At 54.9% G+C, this 16818-nt stretch carries 29 protein-coding genes; all 29 read right to left on the bottom strand.

The annotated features are described in order from the left end of the window. Positions 1-14 precede the first annotated feature (14 nt). Positions 15-1016 (bottom strand): DNA-directed RNA polymerase subunit alpha, encoded by a 1002-nt coding sequence (gene rpoA / locus L1O02_RS03370; protein WP_007970428.1) that lies wholly within the window; start codon positions 1014-1016, stop codon positions 15-17. A 22-nt stretch (positions 1017-1038) separates the two neighbouring features. Further along, positions 1039-1659: a 30S ribosomal protein S4 gene (gene rpsD / locus L1O02_RS03365; protein WP_011063772.1), complete on the bottom strand. Its 621-nt coding sequence runs from the start codon at positions 1657-1659 to the stop codon at positions 1039-1041. Between the two features lie 18 nt (positions 1660-1677). Beyond that, positions 1678-2067 (bottom strand): 30S ribosomal protein S11, encoded by a 390-nt coding sequence (gene rpsK, locus L1O02_RS03360; RefSeq protein WP_007924177.1) that lies wholly within the window; start codon positions 2065-2067, stop codon positions 1678-1680. 30 nt (positions 2068-2097) lie between these two features. After that, complete coding sequence (gene rpsM, locus L1O02_RS03355) at positions 2098-2454, bottom strand: 30S ribosomal protein S13 (RefSeq protein ID WP_003186020.1); 357 nt, start codon at positions 2452-2454, stop codon at positions 2098-2100. A gap of 130 nt (positions 2455-2584) precedes the next feature. After that, positions 2585-2701, bottom strand: a complete 117-nt coding sequence (gene rpmJ / locus L1O02_RS03350) for a 50S ribosomal protein L36 (protein ID WP_002555468.1) — start codon at positions 2699-2701, stop codon at positions 2585-2587. A gap of 24 nt (positions 2702-2725) precedes the next feature. Next, positions 2726-4054 (bottom strand): preprotein translocase subunit SecY, encoded by a 1329-nt coding sequence (gene secY, locus L1O02_RS03345; protein WP_007924182.1) that lies wholly within the window; start codon positions 4052-4054, stop codon positions 2726-2728. Further along, the gene (gene rplO / locus L1O02_RS03340; protein ID WP_007924183.1) at positions 4055-4489 is read right to left on the bottom strand and encodes a 50S ribosomal protein L15; all 435 of its coding nucleotides are present in this window, start codon (positions 4487-4489) and stop codon (positions 4055-4057) included. A 3-nt stretch (positions 4490-4492) separates the two neighbouring features. Continuing rightward, the gene (gene rpmD / locus L1O02_RS03335) at positions 4493-4669 is read right to left on the bottom strand and encodes a 50S ribosomal protein L30 (RefSeq protein WP_003176408.1); all 177 of its coding nucleotides are present in this window, start codon (positions 4667-4669) and stop codon (positions 4493-4495) included. A gap of 2 nt (positions 4670-4671) precedes the next feature. Continuing rightward, positions 4672-5172: a 30S ribosomal protein S5 gene (rpsE, locus tag L1O02_RS03330; RefSeq protein WP_007924184.1), complete on the bottom strand. Its 501-nt coding sequence runs from the start codon at positions 5170-5172 to the stop codon at positions 4672-4674. A gap of 3 nt (positions 5173-5175) precedes the next feature. After that, positions 5176-5526 (bottom strand): 50S ribosomal protein L18, encoded by a 351-nt coding sequence (gene rplR, locus L1O02_RS03325; protein WP_003186037.1) that lies wholly within the window; start codon positions 5524-5526, stop codon positions 5176-5178. A 10-nt stretch (positions 5527-5536) separates the two neighbouring features. Then, entirely contained in the window at positions 5537-6070 is a 534-nt protein-coding gene (rplF, locus tag L1O02_RS03320; protein ID WP_016966733.1) for a 50S ribosomal protein L6, read from the bottom strand. A gap of 12 nt (positions 6071-6082) precedes the next feature. Continuing rightward, positions 6083-6475, bottom strand: a complete 393-nt coding sequence (gene rpsH / locus L1O02_RS03315) for a 30S ribosomal protein S8 (RefSeq protein WP_011063773.1) — start codon at positions 6473-6475, stop codon at positions 6083-6085. Between the two features lie 208 nt (positions 6476-6683). Beyond that, on the bottom strand, positions 6684-6989 hold the full coding sequence (gene rpsN / locus L1O02_RS03310) for a 30S ribosomal protein S14 (protein WP_003228726.1): 306 nt from the start codon (positions 6987-6989) through the stop codon (positions 6684-6686). 13 nt (positions 6990-7002) lie between these two features. Further along, positions 7003-7542, bottom strand: coding sequence for a 50S ribosomal protein L5 (gene rplE, locus L1O02_RS03305; protein ID WP_003210069.1), 540 nt, complete (start codon positions 7540-7542; stop codon positions 7003-7005). A gap of 20 nt (positions 7543-7562) precedes the next feature. Next, positions 7563-7877: a 50S ribosomal protein L24 gene (gene rplX, locus L1O02_RS03300; protein WP_007896770.1), complete on the bottom strand. Its 315-nt coding sequence runs from the start codon at positions 7875-7877 to the stop codon at positions 7563-7565. 11 nt (positions 7878-7888) lie between these two features. Continuing rightward, complete coding sequence (gene rplN, locus L1O02_RS03295; RefSeq protein ID WP_002555479.1) at positions 7889-8257, bottom strand: 50S ribosomal protein L14; 369 nt, start codon at positions 8255-8257, stop codon at positions 7889-7891. A gap of 23 nt (positions 8258-8280) precedes the next feature. Further along, positions 8281-8547, bottom strand: a complete 267-nt coding sequence (rpsQ, locus tag L1O02_RS03290) for a 30S ribosomal protein S17 (protein ID WP_003194644.1) — start codon at positions 8545-8547, stop codon at positions 8281-8283. Positions 8548-8549: 2 nt separating this feature from the next. Beyond that, on the bottom strand, positions 8550-8741 hold the full coding sequence (gene rpmC, locus L1O02_RS03285; RefSeq protein ID WP_002555481.1) for a 50S ribosomal protein L29: 192 nt from the start codon (positions 8739-8741) through the stop codon (positions 8550-8552). Further along, positions 8741-9154 carry a 50S ribosomal protein L16 gene (rplP, locus tag L1O02_RS03280; protein ID WP_003228729.1) on the bottom strand — a complete coding sequence of 138 codons (414 nt, stop codon included), beginning with the start codon at positions 9152-9154 and terminating at the stop codon, positions 8741-8743. Before rplP ends, rpmC begins: the two co-directional genes overlap by 1 nt. A 12-nt stretch (positions 9155-9166) precedes the next feature. Further along, positions 9167-9853 (bottom strand): 30S ribosomal protein S3, encoded by a 687-nt coding sequence (gene rpsC / locus L1O02_RS03275; RefSeq protein ID WP_007924192.1) that lies wholly within the window; start codon positions 9851-9853, stop codon positions 9167-9169. 13 nt (positions 9854-9866) lie between these two features. Continuing rightward, on the bottom strand, positions 9867-10199 hold the full coding sequence (gene rplV / locus L1O02_RS03270) for a 50S ribosomal protein L22 (protein ID WP_003103908.1): 333 nt from the start codon (positions 10197-10199) through the stop codon (positions 9867-9869). A gap of 13 nt (positions 10200-10212) precedes the next feature. Next, positions 10213-10488 (bottom strand): 30S ribosomal protein S19, encoded by a 276-nt coding sequence (gene rpsS, locus L1O02_RS03265; RefSeq protein ID WP_002555486.1) that lies wholly within the window; start codon positions 10486-10488, stop codon positions 10213-10215. A gap of 16 nt (positions 10489-10504) precedes the next feature. Further along, complete coding sequence (gene rplB, locus L1O02_RS03260; RefSeq protein WP_011063775.1) at positions 10505-11329, bottom strand: 50S ribosomal protein L2; 825 nt, start codon at positions 11327-11329, stop codon at positions 10505-10507. 14 nt (positions 11330-11343) lie between these two features. Next, positions 11344-11643, bottom strand: coding sequence for a 50S ribosomal protein L23 (gene rplW / locus L1O02_RS03255; RefSeq protein ID WP_002555488.1), 300 nt, complete (start codon positions 11641-11643; stop codon positions 11344-11346). Next, on the bottom strand, positions 11640-12242 hold the full coding sequence (gene rplD / locus L1O02_RS03250) for a 50S ribosomal protein L4 (RefSeq protein WP_007924200.1): 603 nt from the start codon (positions 12240-12242) through the stop codon (positions 11640-11642). Before rplD ends, rplW begins: the two co-directional genes overlap by 4 nt. Positions 12243-12254: 12 nt before the next feature. Further along, positions 12255-12890, bottom strand: a complete 636-nt coding sequence (gene rplC / locus L1O02_RS03245) for a 50S ribosomal protein L3 (RefSeq protein WP_007924205.1) — start codon at positions 12888-12890, stop codon at positions 12255-12257. 80 nt (positions 12891-12970) lie between these two features. Next, entirely contained in the window at positions 12971-13282 is a 312-nt protein-coding gene (gene rpsJ, locus L1O02_RS03240; RefSeq protein WP_003186070.1) for a 30S ribosomal protein S10, read from the bottom strand. A gap of 140 nt (positions 13283-13422) precedes the next feature. Next, positions 13423-14616 carry an elongation factor Tu gene (tuf, locus tag L1O02_RS03235; RefSeq protein ID WP_060841339.1) on the bottom strand — a complete coding sequence of 398 codons (1194 nt, stop codon included), beginning with the start codon at positions 14614-14616 and terminating at the stop codon, positions 13423-13425. 34 nt (positions 14617-14650) lie between these two features. Continuing rightward, positions 14651-16798, bottom strand: a complete 2148-nt coding sequence (fusA, locus tag L1O02_RS03230; RefSeq protein WP_060841340.1) for an elongation factor G — start codon at positions 16796-16798, stop codon at positions 14651-14653. Positions 16799-16818: the final 20 nt, after the last annotated feature.

Genomic DNA, 16818 nt, shown 5'->3' with positions numbered 1-16818 from the left:
GGTGATTACGACGATCAGGCAGTCGCCTTGTCGTCCTTCTTAAGACTTGCAGGCGGCCAGTTGTCGAGGCGCATGCCGAGGGACAGACCGCGGGAGGCCAGAACGTCCTTGATTTCGGTCAAGGATTTCTTACCCAGGTTCGGAGTCTTCAACAGTTCTACTTCGGTACGCTGAATCAGGTCGCCGATGTAGTAAATGTTTTCCGCCTTAAGGCAGTTAGCCGAACGTACAGTCAGTTCCAGATCGTCAACCGGGCGAAGCAGGATCGGATCGATCTCGTCTTCCTGCTCGACTACCACTGGCTCACTGTCACCTTTGAGGTCGACGAACGCAGCCAACTGCTGTTGCAGGATGGTTGCAGCACGACGGATAGCCTCTTCAGGATCCAGAGTACCGTTGGTTTCCAGATCAATAACCAGCTTGTCCAGGTTAGTACGCTGCTCGACACGGGCGTTTTCCACCACGTATGCGATGCGGCGAACCGGGCTGAACGAAGAGTCGAGCTGCAAGCGACCAATGCTGCGGCTTTCGTCTTCATCGCTCTGACGCGAGTCGGCCGGTTCATAACCACGACCACGAGCTACTACGAGCTTCATGTTCAGGGCGCCGTTAGACGCCAGGTTAGCGATTACGTGATCGGGGTTAACGATCTCGACATCATGATCCAGCTGAATATCGGCAGCGGTAACCACCCCCGAACCCTTCTTCGACAAGGTCAGCGTAACTTCGTCACGGCCGTGCAGCTTGATAGCCAGACCTTTAAGGTTCAACAGGATTTCAATTACGTCTTCCTGTACACCTTCGATGGCGCTGTACTCGTGGAGCACACCGTCAATCTCGGCCTCGACTACTGCACAGCCGGGCATTGAGGACAACAGGATGCGGCGCAGCGCGTTGCCCAGGGTGTGGCCAAAGCCACGCTCGAGAGGCTCGAGAGTGATCTTGGCGCGGGTTGGACTGACAACCTGCACATCAATGTGGCGGGGTGTCAGGAACTCATTTACCGAAATCTGCATGGATGCACCTATTTTCTAGCCCTTACTTGGAGTAGAGCTCGACAATCAGGCTTTCGTTGATGTCGGCGGACAGATCACTGCGAGCTGGAACGTTCTTGAAAACGCCCGACTTCTTCTCAGTGTCTACTTCTACCCATTCTACGCGGCCACGTTGAGCACACAGATCGAGAGCTTGGACAATGCGAAGTTGATTTTTTGCTTTCTCGCGAACAGCGACCACGTCACCAGCACGAACCTGGTAGGACGGAACGTTAACGGTCTGACCGTTTACGCTGATCGACTTGTGCGATACCAGCTGACGGGACTCGGCACGAGTAGAACCGAAGCCCATGCGGTATACAACGTTGTCCAGACGGCATTCGAGCAGTTGCAACAGGTTTTCGCCGGTTGCGCCCTTCTTGCCAGCTGCTTGTTTGTAGTAGCCGCTGAATTGACGCTCAAGTACGCCGTAGATACGACGGACTTTTTGCTTTTCACGCAGCTGAGTACCGTAGTCGGACTGACGACCACGACGCTGGCCGTGGATGCCAGGAGCTGCTTCGATGTTGCACTTGGATTCGATCGCGCGCACGCCGCTCTTCAGGAAGAGATCGGTGCCTTCGCGACGAGCCAGTTTGCATTTTGGACCAATGTAACGAGCCATTCTTTACAATCTCCTGGATTACACGCGGCGCTTCTTCGGCGGACGGCACCCGTTGTGCGGGATTGGCGTCACGTCGGTGATGCTGGCGATCTTGTAGCCACAGCCGTTCAAAGCGCGGACTGCGGATTCACGACCTGGACCTGGGCCCTTGACGTTAACGTCGAGGTTCTTCAGGCCATATTCCAGCGCAGCTTGACCAGCACGTTCAGCAGCTACTTGAGCAGCAAACGGGGTGGACTTGCGAGAACCGCGGAAACCCGAACCACCGGAGGTTGCCCAGGAAAGAGCGTTACCTTGACGGTCGGTGATGGTCACGATGGTGTTGTTGAAAGACGCGTGGATGTGGGCGATGCCATCAACCACTGTCTTTTTAATCTTTTTACGAGGACGAGCAGCAGGTTTTGCCATGACTAAATTCCTGTCGATTCGCTGGTGCGATTACTTGCGGATCGGCTTACGCGGACCTTTGCGAGTACGCGCGTTGGTCTTGGTACGCTGACCGCGCACTGGAAGACCACGACGATGGCGCAGACCGCGGTAGCAGCCCAGATCCATCAAGCGTTTGATTTTCATGTTGATTTCGCGACGCAGGTCACCTTCAGTGGTGAACTTCGCCACTTCGCCACGCAGCTGTTCAATTTGCTCGTCGCTCAGATCCTTGATCTTCGCAGCTGGGTTGACCCCAGTCACCGCACAGATTTTCTGTGCAGTAGTGCGACCAACACCATAGATGTAGGTCAGCGAGATAACAGTATGCTTGTTATCTGGAATGTTAACGCCTGCAATACGGGCCATTCAGTGGGACTCCAATTGACAGCTACCTACGCCCCGGAAGCCAAGAAATAGGGCGCGAGATAATATCGCTGTAATAACAAATAATCAACCCGGCAGCGCACTAGCTGCCGGGCTTGAAGCACAATCACACTCAGCCTTGGCGCTGTTTGTGACGCGGTTCCGCGCTGCAAATTACTCGAACAACACCTTCGCGGCGAATAATCTTGCAGTTACGGCACAGCTTTTTCACCGATGCACGAACTTTCATCACCAACTCCTCGAACCTTATGGATTAGCGCAGCATTCCGCTGCCGTAACCCTTCAGGTTGGCTTTCTTCATCAGGGATTCGTACTGGTGGGAAACGAGGTGCGATTGTACTTGCGACATAAAGTCCATAACAACCACGACCACGATCAGCAACGAGGTCCCGCCAAGGTAGAACGGAACGTTTGCAGCAACCACCAGGAACTGGGGCAACAGGCACACGGCCGTCATATATAGAGCACCGAACATGGTCAAGCGGGTCAGTACGCCATCAATGTAGCGCGCCGACTGCTCACCTGGACGGATGCCCGGAATAAAGGCACCGGACTTCTTCAGGTTTTCCGCTACGTCTTTCGGATTGAACATCAACGCCGTATAGAAGAAGCAGAAGAAAATAATCCCTGCACTAAACAGCAGAATATTCAACGGCTGACCAGGAGCGATCGACTGCGAGATGTCCTGCAACCAGCCCATACCTTCAGACTGACCGAACCAGGCACCCAACGAAGCCGGAAACAGCAAAATGCTGCTCGCGAAGATAGCAGGAATAACACCGGCCATATTCACTTTCAGCGGCAAGTGGCTGGTCTGCGCAGCAAACACCTTACGGCCCTGCTGACGCTTGGCGTAGTGAACAGCAATACGACGCTGGCCACGCTCAATGAACACCACGAAACCGATAATCGCTACTGCCAGCAAACCGATCGCAACCAGGGCAAAAATATTGATATCACCCTGACGTGCAGACTCGAAAGACTGCCCGATCGCTCTCGGAAGACCGGCGACGATACCTGCGAAAATCAACATCGAGATACCGTTGCCAACACCACGCTCAGTAATCTGCTCACCCAGCCACATCATGAACATCGCACCAGCCACAAAAGTGGATACCGCGACGAAATGGAAGCCAAAGTCACCAGTGAACGCAACGCCCTGCCCCGCCAGACCAACGGACATGCCGATGGCCTGAACCAGAGCTAGGACGACAGTGCCGTAGCGGGTGTACTGGCTGATCTTGCGACGGCCAGCTTCACCTTCCTTCTTCAACTGCTCCAGCTGCGGGCTGACGGCTGTCATCAGTTGCATGATGATCGATGCCGAGATATACGGCATGATCCCCAGCGCAAAGATGCTCATCCGTTCCAGCGCGCCGCCGGAAAACATGTTGAACAAGCTAAGAATGGTCCCCTCATTCTGTCGAAACAGGTCTGCGAGTCGGTCAGGGTTGATACCTGGTACCGGGATGTGTGCGCCTATTCGGTAGACGATAATCGCCAGGAACAGAAAACGCAGACGAGCCCAGAGTTCAGACATACCGCCTTTGCCGAGCGCAGAGAGAGCACCTTGCTTAGCCATTTATTCCTCGAACTTGCCGCCAGCTGCTTCGATAGCCGCGCGCGCACCTTTGGTGGCGGCGATACCCTTGATGGTCACAGCGCGAGTAACTTCGCCGGACAGCATGATTTTCACACGCTGGACGTTTTGGTTAATCACGTTGGCATCTTTCAGGGACTGCACAGTGACGATGTCGCCTTCCACTTTAGCCAGCTCGGACAGACGCACTTCTGCGCGGTCCATGGCTTTCAGGGAAACGAAACCGAACTTTGGCAGGCGACGATGCAGCGGCTGTTGACCGCCTTCAAAGCCTGGAGCAATGGTACCACCGGAGCGGGAAGTCTGACCTTTGTGACCACGGCCACCAGTCTTACCCAAACCACTACCGATACCACGGCCCGGACGATGCTTTTCGCGACGGGAACCCGGCGCTGGACTCAGATCATTGAGTTTCATCGATTAACCCTCGACACGCAGCATGTAGTAAGCCTTGTTGATCATCCCGCGGTTCTCGGGAGTATCCTGGACTTCTACAGTGTGACCGATGCGACGCAGACCCAGACCCTTAACGCACAGTTTGTGGTTAGGGATACGGCCGGTCATGCTTTTGATCAGCGTTACTTTAACGGTAGCCATGATCAGATGATCTCCTGGACGCTTTTGCCACGCTTGGCGGCAATGGATTCAGGGGACTGCATTGCTTTCAAACCCTTGAAAGTGGCGTGAACCACGTTTACTGGGTTAGTCGAGCCATAGCACTTGGCCAGAACGTTCTGAACACCAGCAACTTCGAGAACAGCACGCATAGCGCCGCCAGCGATGATACCGGTACCTTCAGATGCAGGCTGCATGTACACCTTGGAAGCGCCGTGAGCGGACTTCATAGCGTATTGCAGAGTGGTGCCGTTCAGATCAACTTGGATCATGTTGCGGCGAGCAGCTTCCATTGCCTTCTGGATCGCAGCAGGCACTTCACGCGACTTGCCACGGCCGAAGCCAACACGGCCCTTACCATCACCAACCACGGTCAACGCGGTGAAAGTGAAGATACGGCCGCCTTTAACGGTTTTGGCTACGCGGTTAACTTGAACCAGCTTCTCGATGTAGCCTTCGTCGCGCTTTTGGTCGTTATTTGACATAACTTAGAACTCCAGCCCAGCTTCACGAGCAGCATCAGCCAGCGCCTTGACGCGGCCGTGGTACTTGAAGCCAGAGCGGTCGAAAGCCACCTGCGAGACGCCAGCGGCTTTTGCACGCGTAGCGACCAGCTGGCCAACCTTAGTGGCCGCGTCGATGTTGCCAGTGGCGCCATCACGCAGTTCTTTATCCAAAGTCGAGGCACTTGCCAGGACTTTGTTGCCGTCGGCCGAAATGACCTGGGCGTAGATGTGCTGCGAAGAGCGGAACACGCAGAGACGCACGACTTCGAGTTCGTGCATTTTCAGGCGTGCTTTGCGAGCGCGACGCAGTCGAGTAACTTTTTTGTCGGTCATTTGCTATGCCCTACTTCTTCTTGGCTTCTTTACGACGGACGACTTCGTCCGCGTAGCGCACACCTTTACCTTTGTAAGGCTCTGGTGGACGGAAGTCGCGGATCTCAGCGGCCACTTGACCTACCAGCTGCTTATCGATGCCCCGGATCAGGATATCGGTCTGGCTAGGAGTCTCAGCGGTGATGCCTTCCGGCAGTTCGTAATCCACTGGATGCGAGAAGCCGAGGGCCAGGTTCAGCACTGTGCCTTTTGCTTGTGCCTTGTAACCAACACCGACCAGCTGGAGCTTGCGCTCGAAGCCTTGGCTTACGCCTTGGACCATGTTGTTTACCAGAGCACGAGTGGTACCGGCCATTGCACGAGTTTGTTGATCGCCATTGCGAGCAGCGAAACGCAGCTCACCAGCTTCCTCAACAATTTCAACGGACGAGTGAACGTTCAGTTCGAGAGTGCCCTTGGCACCCTTCACCGAAAGCTGTTGGCCGGCGAATTTAACTTCGACACCAGCTGGCAGCTTAACGGGGTTCTTAGCGACGCGAGACATGCTTATCCCCCCTTAGAACACAGTGCAAAGAACTTCGCCGCCGACACCGGCAGCGCGCGCAGCACGATCAGTCATCACACCTTTGTTGGTGGAGACGATAGACACGCCAAGACCGCCACGAACTTTCGGCAGCTCTTCAACGGACTTGTACTGACGCAGGCCTGGACGGCTAACGCGCTTCACTTCTTCGATGACCGGACGGCCTTCGAAGTACTTCAGCTCGATGGACAGCAGAGGCTTGATTTCGCTGCTGATCTGATAACCCGCGATGTAACCTTCGTCCTTCAGGACTTTTGCTACAGCCACCTTCAGCGTGGAAGACGGCATGCTTACGACGGACTTTTCAGCCATCTGGGCATTACGGATTCGAGTTAGCATGTCCGCTAACGGGTCCTGCATACTCATGGGCTAGATGCTCCTGATACAAAAAGAATTAGCCTTGCGGCTACAACTGTCGCCGAGAAATTCCGGGCAAAAAAACACGGGCTCAGGCGAGCCGGTCATTCTAGACACACCCCAGAAATGAATCAAGCCCCAAAAGGGGCTTGATTCACGCTCAAGGCCACCGGCGATCGGGATCTTGCGAGCCCGAACACCGCGACTTCGATAGCTATTACCAGCTGGCTTTAACCAGACCTGGTACGTCACCACGCATTGCAGCTTCACGCAGCTTGTTACGGCCCAGGCCGAACTTGCGGTAAACGCCGTGCGGACGACCAGTCAGGCGGCAGCGGTTACGCATGCGCGAGGCGCTGGCGTCACGTGGCTGCTTCTGCAGAGCTACGGTAGCTTCCCAACGAGCTTCTGGACTTGCGTTCAGATCCACGATGATAGCTTTCAGCGCTGCACGCTTGGTGGCGTACTTGGCAACGGTGAGCTGACGCTTCAGCTCACGGTTTTTCATGCTCTTCTTGGCCATTTTCCTACTCCAATCAGTTGCGGAACGGGAATTTGAAAGCACGCAGCAGAGCGCGGCCTTCGTCATCGTTCTTAGCAGTGGTGGTCAGGGTAATGTCCAGACCGCGGAGAGCATCGATCTTGTCGTAATCGATTTCCGGGAAAATGATCTGCTCTTTGACACCCATGCTGTAGTTGCCACGACCGTCGAAGGACTTGGCATTCAGGCCGCGGAAGTCGCGAACCCGAGGCAGGGAGATCGACAGCAGACGATCCAGGAACTCGTACATACGCTCACGGCGCAGGGTCACTTTGACGCCGATCGGCCATCCTTCGCGGACTTTGAAGCCAGCGATGGATTTACGAGCGTAGGTCACAACGACTTTCTGGCCGGTGATCTTTTCCAGGTCAGCAACAGCATGCTCGATGACTTTTTTGTCGCCGATCGCTTCGCCCAGACCCATGTTCAGGGTGATTTTGGTAACGCGCGGAACTTCCATCACGTTCGAAAGCTTAAGTTCTTCCTTAAGTTTCGGAGCGATTTCCTTCCGGTAAATCTCTTTTAGTCGTGCCATGGTCTTCTACCTAGCAGTGTTCAAGCATCAACCGCTTTTTGGGTCGACTTGAAGACACGAATTTTTTTGCCGTCTTCTACTTTGAAACCAACGCGGTCAGCCTTGTTGGTTTCGCCGTTGAAAATGGCGACGTTGGAAGCGTGCAGTGGCGCTTCTTTCTCGACGATACCGCCCTGTACGCCCGACATCGGGTTAGGCTTGGTATGACGCTTGACCAGGTTCAGGCCACCGACGACCAGACGGTCATCAGCCAGAACCTTAAGCACCTTACCGCGCTTACCTTTGTCTTTGCCGGCGATCACGATGATCTCGTCGTCACGACGAATCTTTTGCATGTCGGATCTCCTTACAGCACTTCTGGGGCGAGCGAGACGATCTTCATGAACTTCTCAGTACGAAGTTCACGGGTCACTGGCCCAAAGATACGGGTGCCGATCGGCTCTTGCTTGTTGTTCAACAGAACAGCAGCGTTGCCATCAAAGCGGATGATGGAGCCGTCTGCACGACGAACACCGTGGCGAGTGCGGACTACAACAGCAGTCATCACTTGGCCTTTCTTCACCTTACCGCGAGGAATTGCTTCCTTGACGGTCACTTTGATGATGTCACCGATACCAGCGTAACGACGATGGGAGCCACCCAGCACCTTGATGCACATAACGCGGCGAGCGCCGCTGTTATCGGCCACATCGAGCATGGATTGAGTCTGAATCATATAATTTCTCCGACCCCTAGCCCTTAGACTTCCACAGCGCGTTCGAGAACATCAACCAGGGCCCAAGACTTGGTCTTGGCCATCGGACGAGTTTCACGAATAGTGACTTTGTCGCCGATGTGGCACTGATTGGTTTCGTCGTGCGCGTGCAGCTTAGTCGAACGCTTAACGTATTTACCGTAGATAGGGTGCTTAACGCGACGCTCGATCAGAACGGTGATGGTCTTGTCCATCTTGTCGCTGACAACACGGCCAGTCAGCGTACGGACAGTTTTTTCGGCTTCAGCCATGATTACTTACCTGCCTGCTGGTTGAGCACAGTCTTCACGCGAGCGATGTCACGCTTAACTTGCGAGAGCAGATGAGACTGCCCCAACTGGCCAGTTGCCTTCTGCATACGCAGATTGAACTGGTCGCGCAGCAGGCCGAGCAGTTGCTCGTTCAGCTGCTGTGCGGATTTTTCACGAAGTTCATTCGCTTTCATCACATCACCGTCCGTTTAACAAAGGAGGTGGCGAGCGGCAGCTTTGCAGCAGCCAGGGCGAAAGCCTCACGCGCCAGCTCTTCAGAAACACCCTCGATTTCATACAGGACTTTGCCTGGCTGAATCTGGGCAACCCAGTATTCGACGTTACCCTTACCTTTACCCATCCGAACTTCGAGTGGTTTTTTGGAAATAGGCTTGTCCGGGAATACACGGATCCAGATCTTGCCACCACGTTTTACGTGACGGGTCAGAGCACGACGCGCTGACTCGATCTGACGAGCGGTGAGACGACCACGAGCAACAGACTTCAGCGCGAACTCGCCGAAGCTGACTTTGCTACCGCGCAATGCCAGACCACGGTTGTGGCCGGTCATTTGCTTGCGGAACTTCGTACGCTTTGGTTGCAACATTTGGCGTACCCCTTACTTAGCAGCTTTTTTACGAGGCGCAGGTGCTTGCGGCTTCAGCTCTTCTTGGCGACCACCAATTACTTCGCCTTTGAAGATCCAAACCTTCACACCGATCACACCGTAAGTGGTGTGAGCTTCGTAGGTGGCATAGTCGATATCGGCACGCAGGGTGTGCAGTGGCACACGACCTTCGCGATACCATTCAGTACGTGCGATTTCAGCACCGCCGAGACGACCGCTCACTTGGATTTTGATGCCTTTGGCACCAATGCGCATGGCGTTCTGTACAGCGCGCTTCATAGCACGACGGAACATTACGCGACGCTCCAGCTGCTGAGCTACGCTCTGCGCAACCAGCATACCGTCGAGCTCCGGCTTGCGGATCTCTTCGATATTGATGTGCACAGGCACACCCATTTGCTTGGTCAGGTCCTGACGCAGCTTCTCAACATCTTCACCTTTCTTGCCGATCACGATGCCGGGACGAGCGGTGTGGATGGTGATGCGTGCAGTTTGAGCCGGACGATGGATATCGATACGGCTTACGGACGCGCTTTTTAGTTTGTCTTGGAGATACTCACGCACATTCAGATCTGCGAGCAAATAGTCCGCATAAGTCCGACCGTCTGCGTACCAGACGGAGGTGTGCTCCTTGACGATTCCCAGGCGAATGCCAATGGGATGTACTTTCTGACCCATCTCTTCGACTCCGTTACTTGTCAGCAACCTTGACAGTGATATGGCAAGACCGCTTGACGATGCGATCAGCACGGCCTTTGGCACGTGGCATGATGCGCTTCAGCGAACGCCCTTCGTTGACGAAAACGGTGGAGACCTTCAGGTCATCAACGTCTGCGCCTTCGTTATGCTCGGCGTTGGCTACGGCCGACTCCAGCACTTTCTTCATGATCTCGGCGGCTTTCTTACTGCTGAAAGCCAACAGGTTGAGCGCTTCGCCCACCTTCTTCCCGCGGATCTGGTCGGCGACCAAGCGGGCTTTCTGGGCGGAGATTCGAGCGCCCGACAACTTAGCGGCTACTTCCATCATTCCTTACCCCTTAACGCTTGGCTTTCTTGTCAGCCACGTGCCCGCGATATGTACGGGTACCGGCGAACTCGCCCAGTTTGTGGCCGACCATGTCTTCGTTCACGAGAACTGGAACATGTTGACGACCGTTATGCACAGCAATGGTCAGACCGACCATTTGTGGCAGGATCATGGAACGGCGCGACCAGGTCTTAACTGGTTTGCGATCGTTCTTTTCCGCCGCCACTTCGATCTTCTTCAGTAGGTGAAGATCAATAAAAGGACCTTTTTTCAGAGAACGTGGCACTGTCGTATCCCTCTATTTACTTGCGACGACGGACGATCATTTTGTCGGTACGCTTATTACCACGAGTCTTCGCGCCCTTAGTCGGGAAGCCCCATGGCGATACCGGATGACGACCACCAGAGGTACGACCTTCACCACCACCATGTGGGTGGTCAACCGGGTTCATGGCAACACCACGAACGGTTGGGCGAACGCCACGCCAGCGTTTGGCACCAGCTTTACCCAGCGAACGCAGGCTGTGCTCGGAGTTCGAGACTTCGCCCAGGGTCGCACGGCACTCAGCCAGCACTTTACGCATTTCACCAGAGCGCAGACGCAGGGTCACGTAGACACCTTCGCGAGCGACCAGCTGAGCCGAAGCACCAGCCGAACGAGCGATTTGCGCGCCTTTACCTGGCTTCAGTTCGATGCCGTGTACGGTGCTACCAACTGGGATGTTGCGCAGTTGCAGAGCGTTGCCCGGCTTGATCGGCGCCAAAGCACCTGCGATCAGCTGGTCGCCAGCACTCACACCCTTAGGGGCGATGATGTAGCGACGCTCGCCATCTGCGTACAGCAGCAGAGCGATGTGAGCAGTACGGTTTGGATCGTATTCGATACGCTCGACAGTGGCAGCGATGCCATCTTTGTCGTTGCGACGGAAGTCGACCAGACGGTAATGCTGCTTATGACCACCACCAACGTGACGAGTGGTAATACGGCCATTGTTGTTACGACCACCAGACTTCGACTTCTTCTCGAGCAGCGGTGCGTGAGGAGCGCCTTTATGCAGCTCCTGGTTGACCACCTTGACCACAAAACGGCGGCCAGGGGAAGTCGGTTTGCATTTAACGATTGCCATGATGCACCCCTTCCTTACTCAGCACTGCTGCTGAAATCGAGATCTTGGCCTGGCTGAAGGGAGATAACTGCCTTCTTCCAGTCATTACGCTTGCCCAGACCGCGAGCGGTACGCTTGCTCTTACCCAGAACATTCAGGGTAGTAACGCGCTCCACTTTCACGCTGAACAGGCTTTCGACGGCCTTCTTGATTTCCAGCTTGGTTGCATCAGTAGCAACCTTGAAAACGAACTGGCCTTTCTTGTCTGCCAGAACCGTAGCCTTCTCGGAAACGTGCGGGCCAAGCAGAACTTTAAATACGCGTTCCTGGTTCATCCCAGCAGCTCCTCGAATTTCTTCACGGCCGACACAGTGATCAACACTTTGTCGTATGCGATCAGACTAACTGGATCGGAACCTTGCACGTCACGTACATCAACGTGAGGCAGGTTACGAGCAGCCAGGTACAGGTTCTGATCAACAGCGTCCGACACGATCAGAACGTCGGTCAGGCTCATGTTGTTCAGTTTGCCCAGCAGATCTTTGGTCTTCGGAGTTTCAACAGCGAAATCCTGAACCACGACCAGACGATCAGTACGCACCAGCTCAGCAAGGATGGAACGCATTGCTGCGCGATACATCTTCTTGTTCAGCTTCTGGGAGTGATCCTGAGGACGAGCTGCAAAAGTGGTACCGCCGCCACGCCAGATTGGGCTACGGATAGTACCGGCACGAGCACGGCCAGTACCTTTCTGACGCCATGGGCGCTTGCCGCCACCGGAAACGTCGGAACGGGTCTTTTGCTGCTTGCTACCTTGACGGCCGCCGGCCATGTAGGCCACGACTGCTTGGTGAACCAGCGTCTCGTTGAATTCGCCGCCAAATGTCAGTTCGGAAACTTCGATCGCTTGAGCGTCATTTACATTTAATTGCATGTCAGCTTCCCCTTAACCGCGAGCCTTGGCCGCCGGACGTACAACCAGGTTGCCGCCAGTAGCGCCAGGAACAGCACCCTTGACCAACAACAGATTGCGTTCAGCGTCGACGCGCACTACTTCCAGGGACTGCACGGTCACGCGCTCAGCGCCCATATGACCGGACATTTTTTTGCCCTTGAATACACGACCAGGAGTCTGGCACTGGCCAATAGAGCCCGGGACGCGGTGGGAAACGGAGTTACCGTGGGTGTTATCTTGACCGCGGAAATTCCAACGCTTGATGGTACCGGCGAAGCCTTTACCTTTCGACTGACCGGTAACATCTACCAGTTGGCCAGCTGCGAAGATTTCTGCATTGATCAGATCGCCAGCTTGGTATTCGCCTTCTTCAAGACGGAATTCCCAAACGCCACGACCAGCAGCAACGTTCGCTTTAGCGAAGTGACCTGCTTGAGCAGCAGTCACGCGCGAAGCACGACGCTCACCTACAGTGACTTGCACTGCACGATAGCCATCGGTTTCTTCAGTTTTGAACTGGGTGACGCGATTCGGCTCGATCTCAATGACCGTGACCGGAATGGAGACACCTTCTTCGGTGAAAATACGGGTCATACCGCATTTACGACCGACTACACCAATAGTCATGTTGTAAACCTCATGAGTGTACGGGGCTTTCACCCGCTATGGCCGCCCATTTCAGAGCGTTACACGACTAAGACCGAGTCTTAGCCGAGGCTGATCTGCACTTCCACACCTGCCGCAAGATCAAGCTTCATAAGTGCGTCAACGGTTTTATCCGTTGGCTGGACGATGTCCAGGACACGCTTATGAGTACGGATCTCGTACTGGTCACGCGCGTCTTTGTTGACGTGCGGAGAGACCAGAACGGTGAACCGCTCTTTACGGGTAGGCAGTGGAATTGGACCACGCACTTGAGCACCAGTACGTTTCGCGGTTTCCACGATTTCCTGGGTGGATTGGTCGATCAGGCGATGGTCGAAAGCCTTCAACCTGATACGGATTTGCTGATTTTGCATTGGATTTCAGACTCCAGGCTGCTATTCCCACCGGGCGCAATACGCCCGTTAAAAGGAGGCGCAATTCTATAGACGGCCCCACAGAGTGTCAACCCAATAAAAAAGCCCCCGCAAGCGGGGGCTTCTTCATGAGTCGTCGATTACTCGATGACTTTGGCTACGACGCCGGCGCCGACGGTACGACCGCCTTCACGGATAGCGAAACGCAGACCATCTTCCATCGCGATGGTTTTGATCAGAGTGACAGTCATCTGGATGTTGTCACCTGGCATTACCATTTCAACGCCTTCTGGCAGCTCGCAGTTACCAGTCACGTCAGTAGTACGGAAGTAGAACTGTGGACGGTAGCCTTTGAAGAACGGAGTATGACGGCCGCCTTCTTCTTTGCTCAGAACGTAAACTTCAGCGGTGAACTTGGTGTGAGGCTTAACGGTGCCTGGCTTAACCAGAACCTGACCACGCTCAACGTCGTCACGCTTGGTACCACGCAGCAGAACGCCGCAGTTCTCGCCAGCACGACCTTCGTCGAGCAGTTTGCGGAACATTTCAACGCCAGTGCAGGTAGTTTTCTGAGTGTCGCGCAGACCAACGATCTCAACTTCTTCCTGGATGCGAACGATACCACGCTCAACACGGCCAGTTACCACGGTGCCACGACCGGAGATCGAGAATACGTCTTCGATTGGCATCAGGAACGGCTTGTCGATAGCACGCTCTGGCTCTGGGATGTAGGTGTCCAGAGTTTCTACCAGACGCTTAACAGCGGTGGTACCCATTTCGTTGTCGTCTTGGCCGTTCAGAGCCATCAGAGCCGAACCGATGATGATCGGAGTGTCGTCACCTGGGAAATCGTAAGTGCTCAGCAGATCGCGCACTTCCATCTCAACCAGTTCCAGCAGCTCAGCGTCGTCAACCATGTCAGCCTTGTTCAGGAAGACAACGATGTACGGAACGCCTACCTGACGGGACAGCAGGATGTGCTCACGAGTTTGTGGCATCGGACCATCGGCAGCCGAGCAAACCAGGATCGCGCCGTCCATCTGGGCAGCACCGGTGATCATGTTTTTGACGTAGTCGGCGTGACCTGGGCAGTCAACGTGCGCGTAGTGACGAATGTGCGAATCGTACTCTACGTGAGCAGTGTTGATGGTGATACCACGAGCCTTTTCTTCTGGGGCGCTGTCGATCTTGTCGAAGTCAACACGAGCCGAACCGAAAACTTCGGAGCAAACGCGAGTCAGAGCAGCAGTCAGAGTGGTTTTACCGTGGTCAACGTGACCGATGGTGCCAACGTTGACGTGCGGTTTGTTACGTTCAAATTTTTCTTTAGCCACGACAATAAACTCCTAGCCTAAAGGGGAGACTGAATCAGCCTTGTTTTTTAACGAGAGCTTCGACGATGTTCGACGGAGCTTCGGCGTATTTGGAGAATTCCATGGAGTAGCTCGCGCGACCCTGAGACATGGAACGAACGTCAGTTGCATAACCGAACATTTCACCCAGTGGTACCTCGGCGCGGATCACCTTGCCGGACACCGAGTCATCCATACCCTGAATCAGACCACGACGACGGTTCAGGTCACCCATCACGTCACCCATGTAGTCCTCTGGGGTTACTACTTCAACCTTCATGATCGGCTCGAGCACAACACCGCCGCCCTTCTGGGCCAGCTGCTTGGTCGCCATGGAGGCCGCCACCTTGAACGCCATCTCGTTGGAGTCGACGTCGTGGTAGGAACCATCGAACACGGTAGCCTTCAGGCCGATCAGCGGATAGCCGGCAACGACGCCGTTCTTCATCTGCTCTTCGATACCCTTCTGGATAGCCGGGATGTATTCCTTAGGAACCACACCACCAACAACTTCGTTGGTGAAGACCAGACCTTCGGTGATGTTGCCGCTCGCGTCGACGTCCGGCTCCGAGAAACGGATCCAGCAGTGACCGAACTGACCACGACCACCCGATTGACGAACGAACTTGCCTTCGATCTCAACGTTGCTCTTGGTGATCTTCTCGCGGTACGAAACCTGCGGCTTGCCGATGTTGGCTTCGACGTTGAACTCGCGCTTCATGCGGTCAACGAGGATATCCAGGTGCAGCTCACCCATACCGGAAATGATGGTCTGACCAGTCTCTTCGTCAGTCTTGACGCGGAACGACGGGTCTTCCTGAGCCAGTTTGCCCAGTGCAATACCCATCTTCTCCTGGTCCTGCTTGGTTTTCGGCTCTACTGCCACCGAAATTACAGGCTCAGGGAAGTCCATACGCTCAAGAATGATCTGCTTGTCGAGATCGCACAAAGTATCACCAGTGGTGACGTCCTTCATGCCGATCAGGGCAGCGATATCGCCTGCACGTACTTCCTTGATCTCTTCACGCTGGTTGGCGTGCATCTGCACCATACGACCAACGCGCTCTTTCTTGCCCTTGACCGAGTTGATCACGGAGTCGCCCGAGCTCAGGAAGCCCGAGTAAACGCGCACGAAAGTCAGAGTACCAACGAACGGGTCGGTAGCGATCTTGAATGCCAGAGCCGAGAACGGTTCAGCATCATCAGCGTGACGCTCGTCGTAATCCGCCTCTACCAGCTCATCCTTCGGCTTCTCGATGAGGTCCGGGTGGATGCCCTTGATCGCCGGGATCTCGGTAGGAGCAGGCAGGAAGTCGATAACGGCGTCGAGAACCAGGGGAACACCCTTGTTCTTGAACGAAGAACCGCAGACAGCCGGAACGATCTCGCTCGCCAGGGTGCGCGCACGCAGGCCAGCCTTGATCTCTTCTGGAGTCAGGTCACCTTCTTCAAGGTACTTGTTCATCAGCTCTTCGTTGGCTTCAGCAGCGGCTTCAACCATGTTGGAGCGCCACTCGGTAGCCAGGTCCAGCATATCAGCAGGAATTTCTTCCTCGCGATAGGTAGTACCCTTGTCGTCGTCGTTCCAGTAGATAGCCTTCATCTTGATCAGATCAACCTGACCTTCGAAGTTATCTTCAGCGCCGATAGCCAGCTGAACCGGAACCGGGGTGTGGCCCAGGCGATTCTTGATCTGACCAACAACGCGCAGGAAGTTAGCACCAGCACGGTCCATCTTGTTCACGTAAACAACACGTGGGACGCCGTACTTGTTGGCTTGACGCCATACGGTTTCGGACTGAGGCTCAACACCGGAAGTACCGCAGAACACAACGACCGCGCCGTCGAGTACGCGCAGAGAGCGCTCTACTTCAATGGTGAAGTCTACGTGGCCTGGGGTATCGATAACGTTGACACGATAGTTATCGTATTGGCCGCGCGAACCTTTCCAGAAGGTAGTTACAGCAGCGGAGGTAATGGTGATACCACGCTCCTGCTCCTGCACCATCCAGTCGGTGGTAGCAGCGCCGTCATGCACCTCACCCATCTTGTGGCTGAGACCTGTGTAAAACAGGATCCGCTCGGTAGTGGTAGTCTTGCCCGCGTCAACGTGGGCACAGATACCGATGTTACGGTAGCGGTTGATTGCTGTAGTACGAGCCATAAAGCCCTCGCAAAATGAAT

Source organism: Pseudomonas sp. BC42, from assembly GCF_021560055.1.
GTDB lineage: Bacteria > Pseudomonadota > Gammaproteobacteria > Pseudomonadales > Pseudomonadaceae > Aquipseudomonas.
This window is presented reverse-complemented; position numbering and strand designations above follow the sequence as displayed.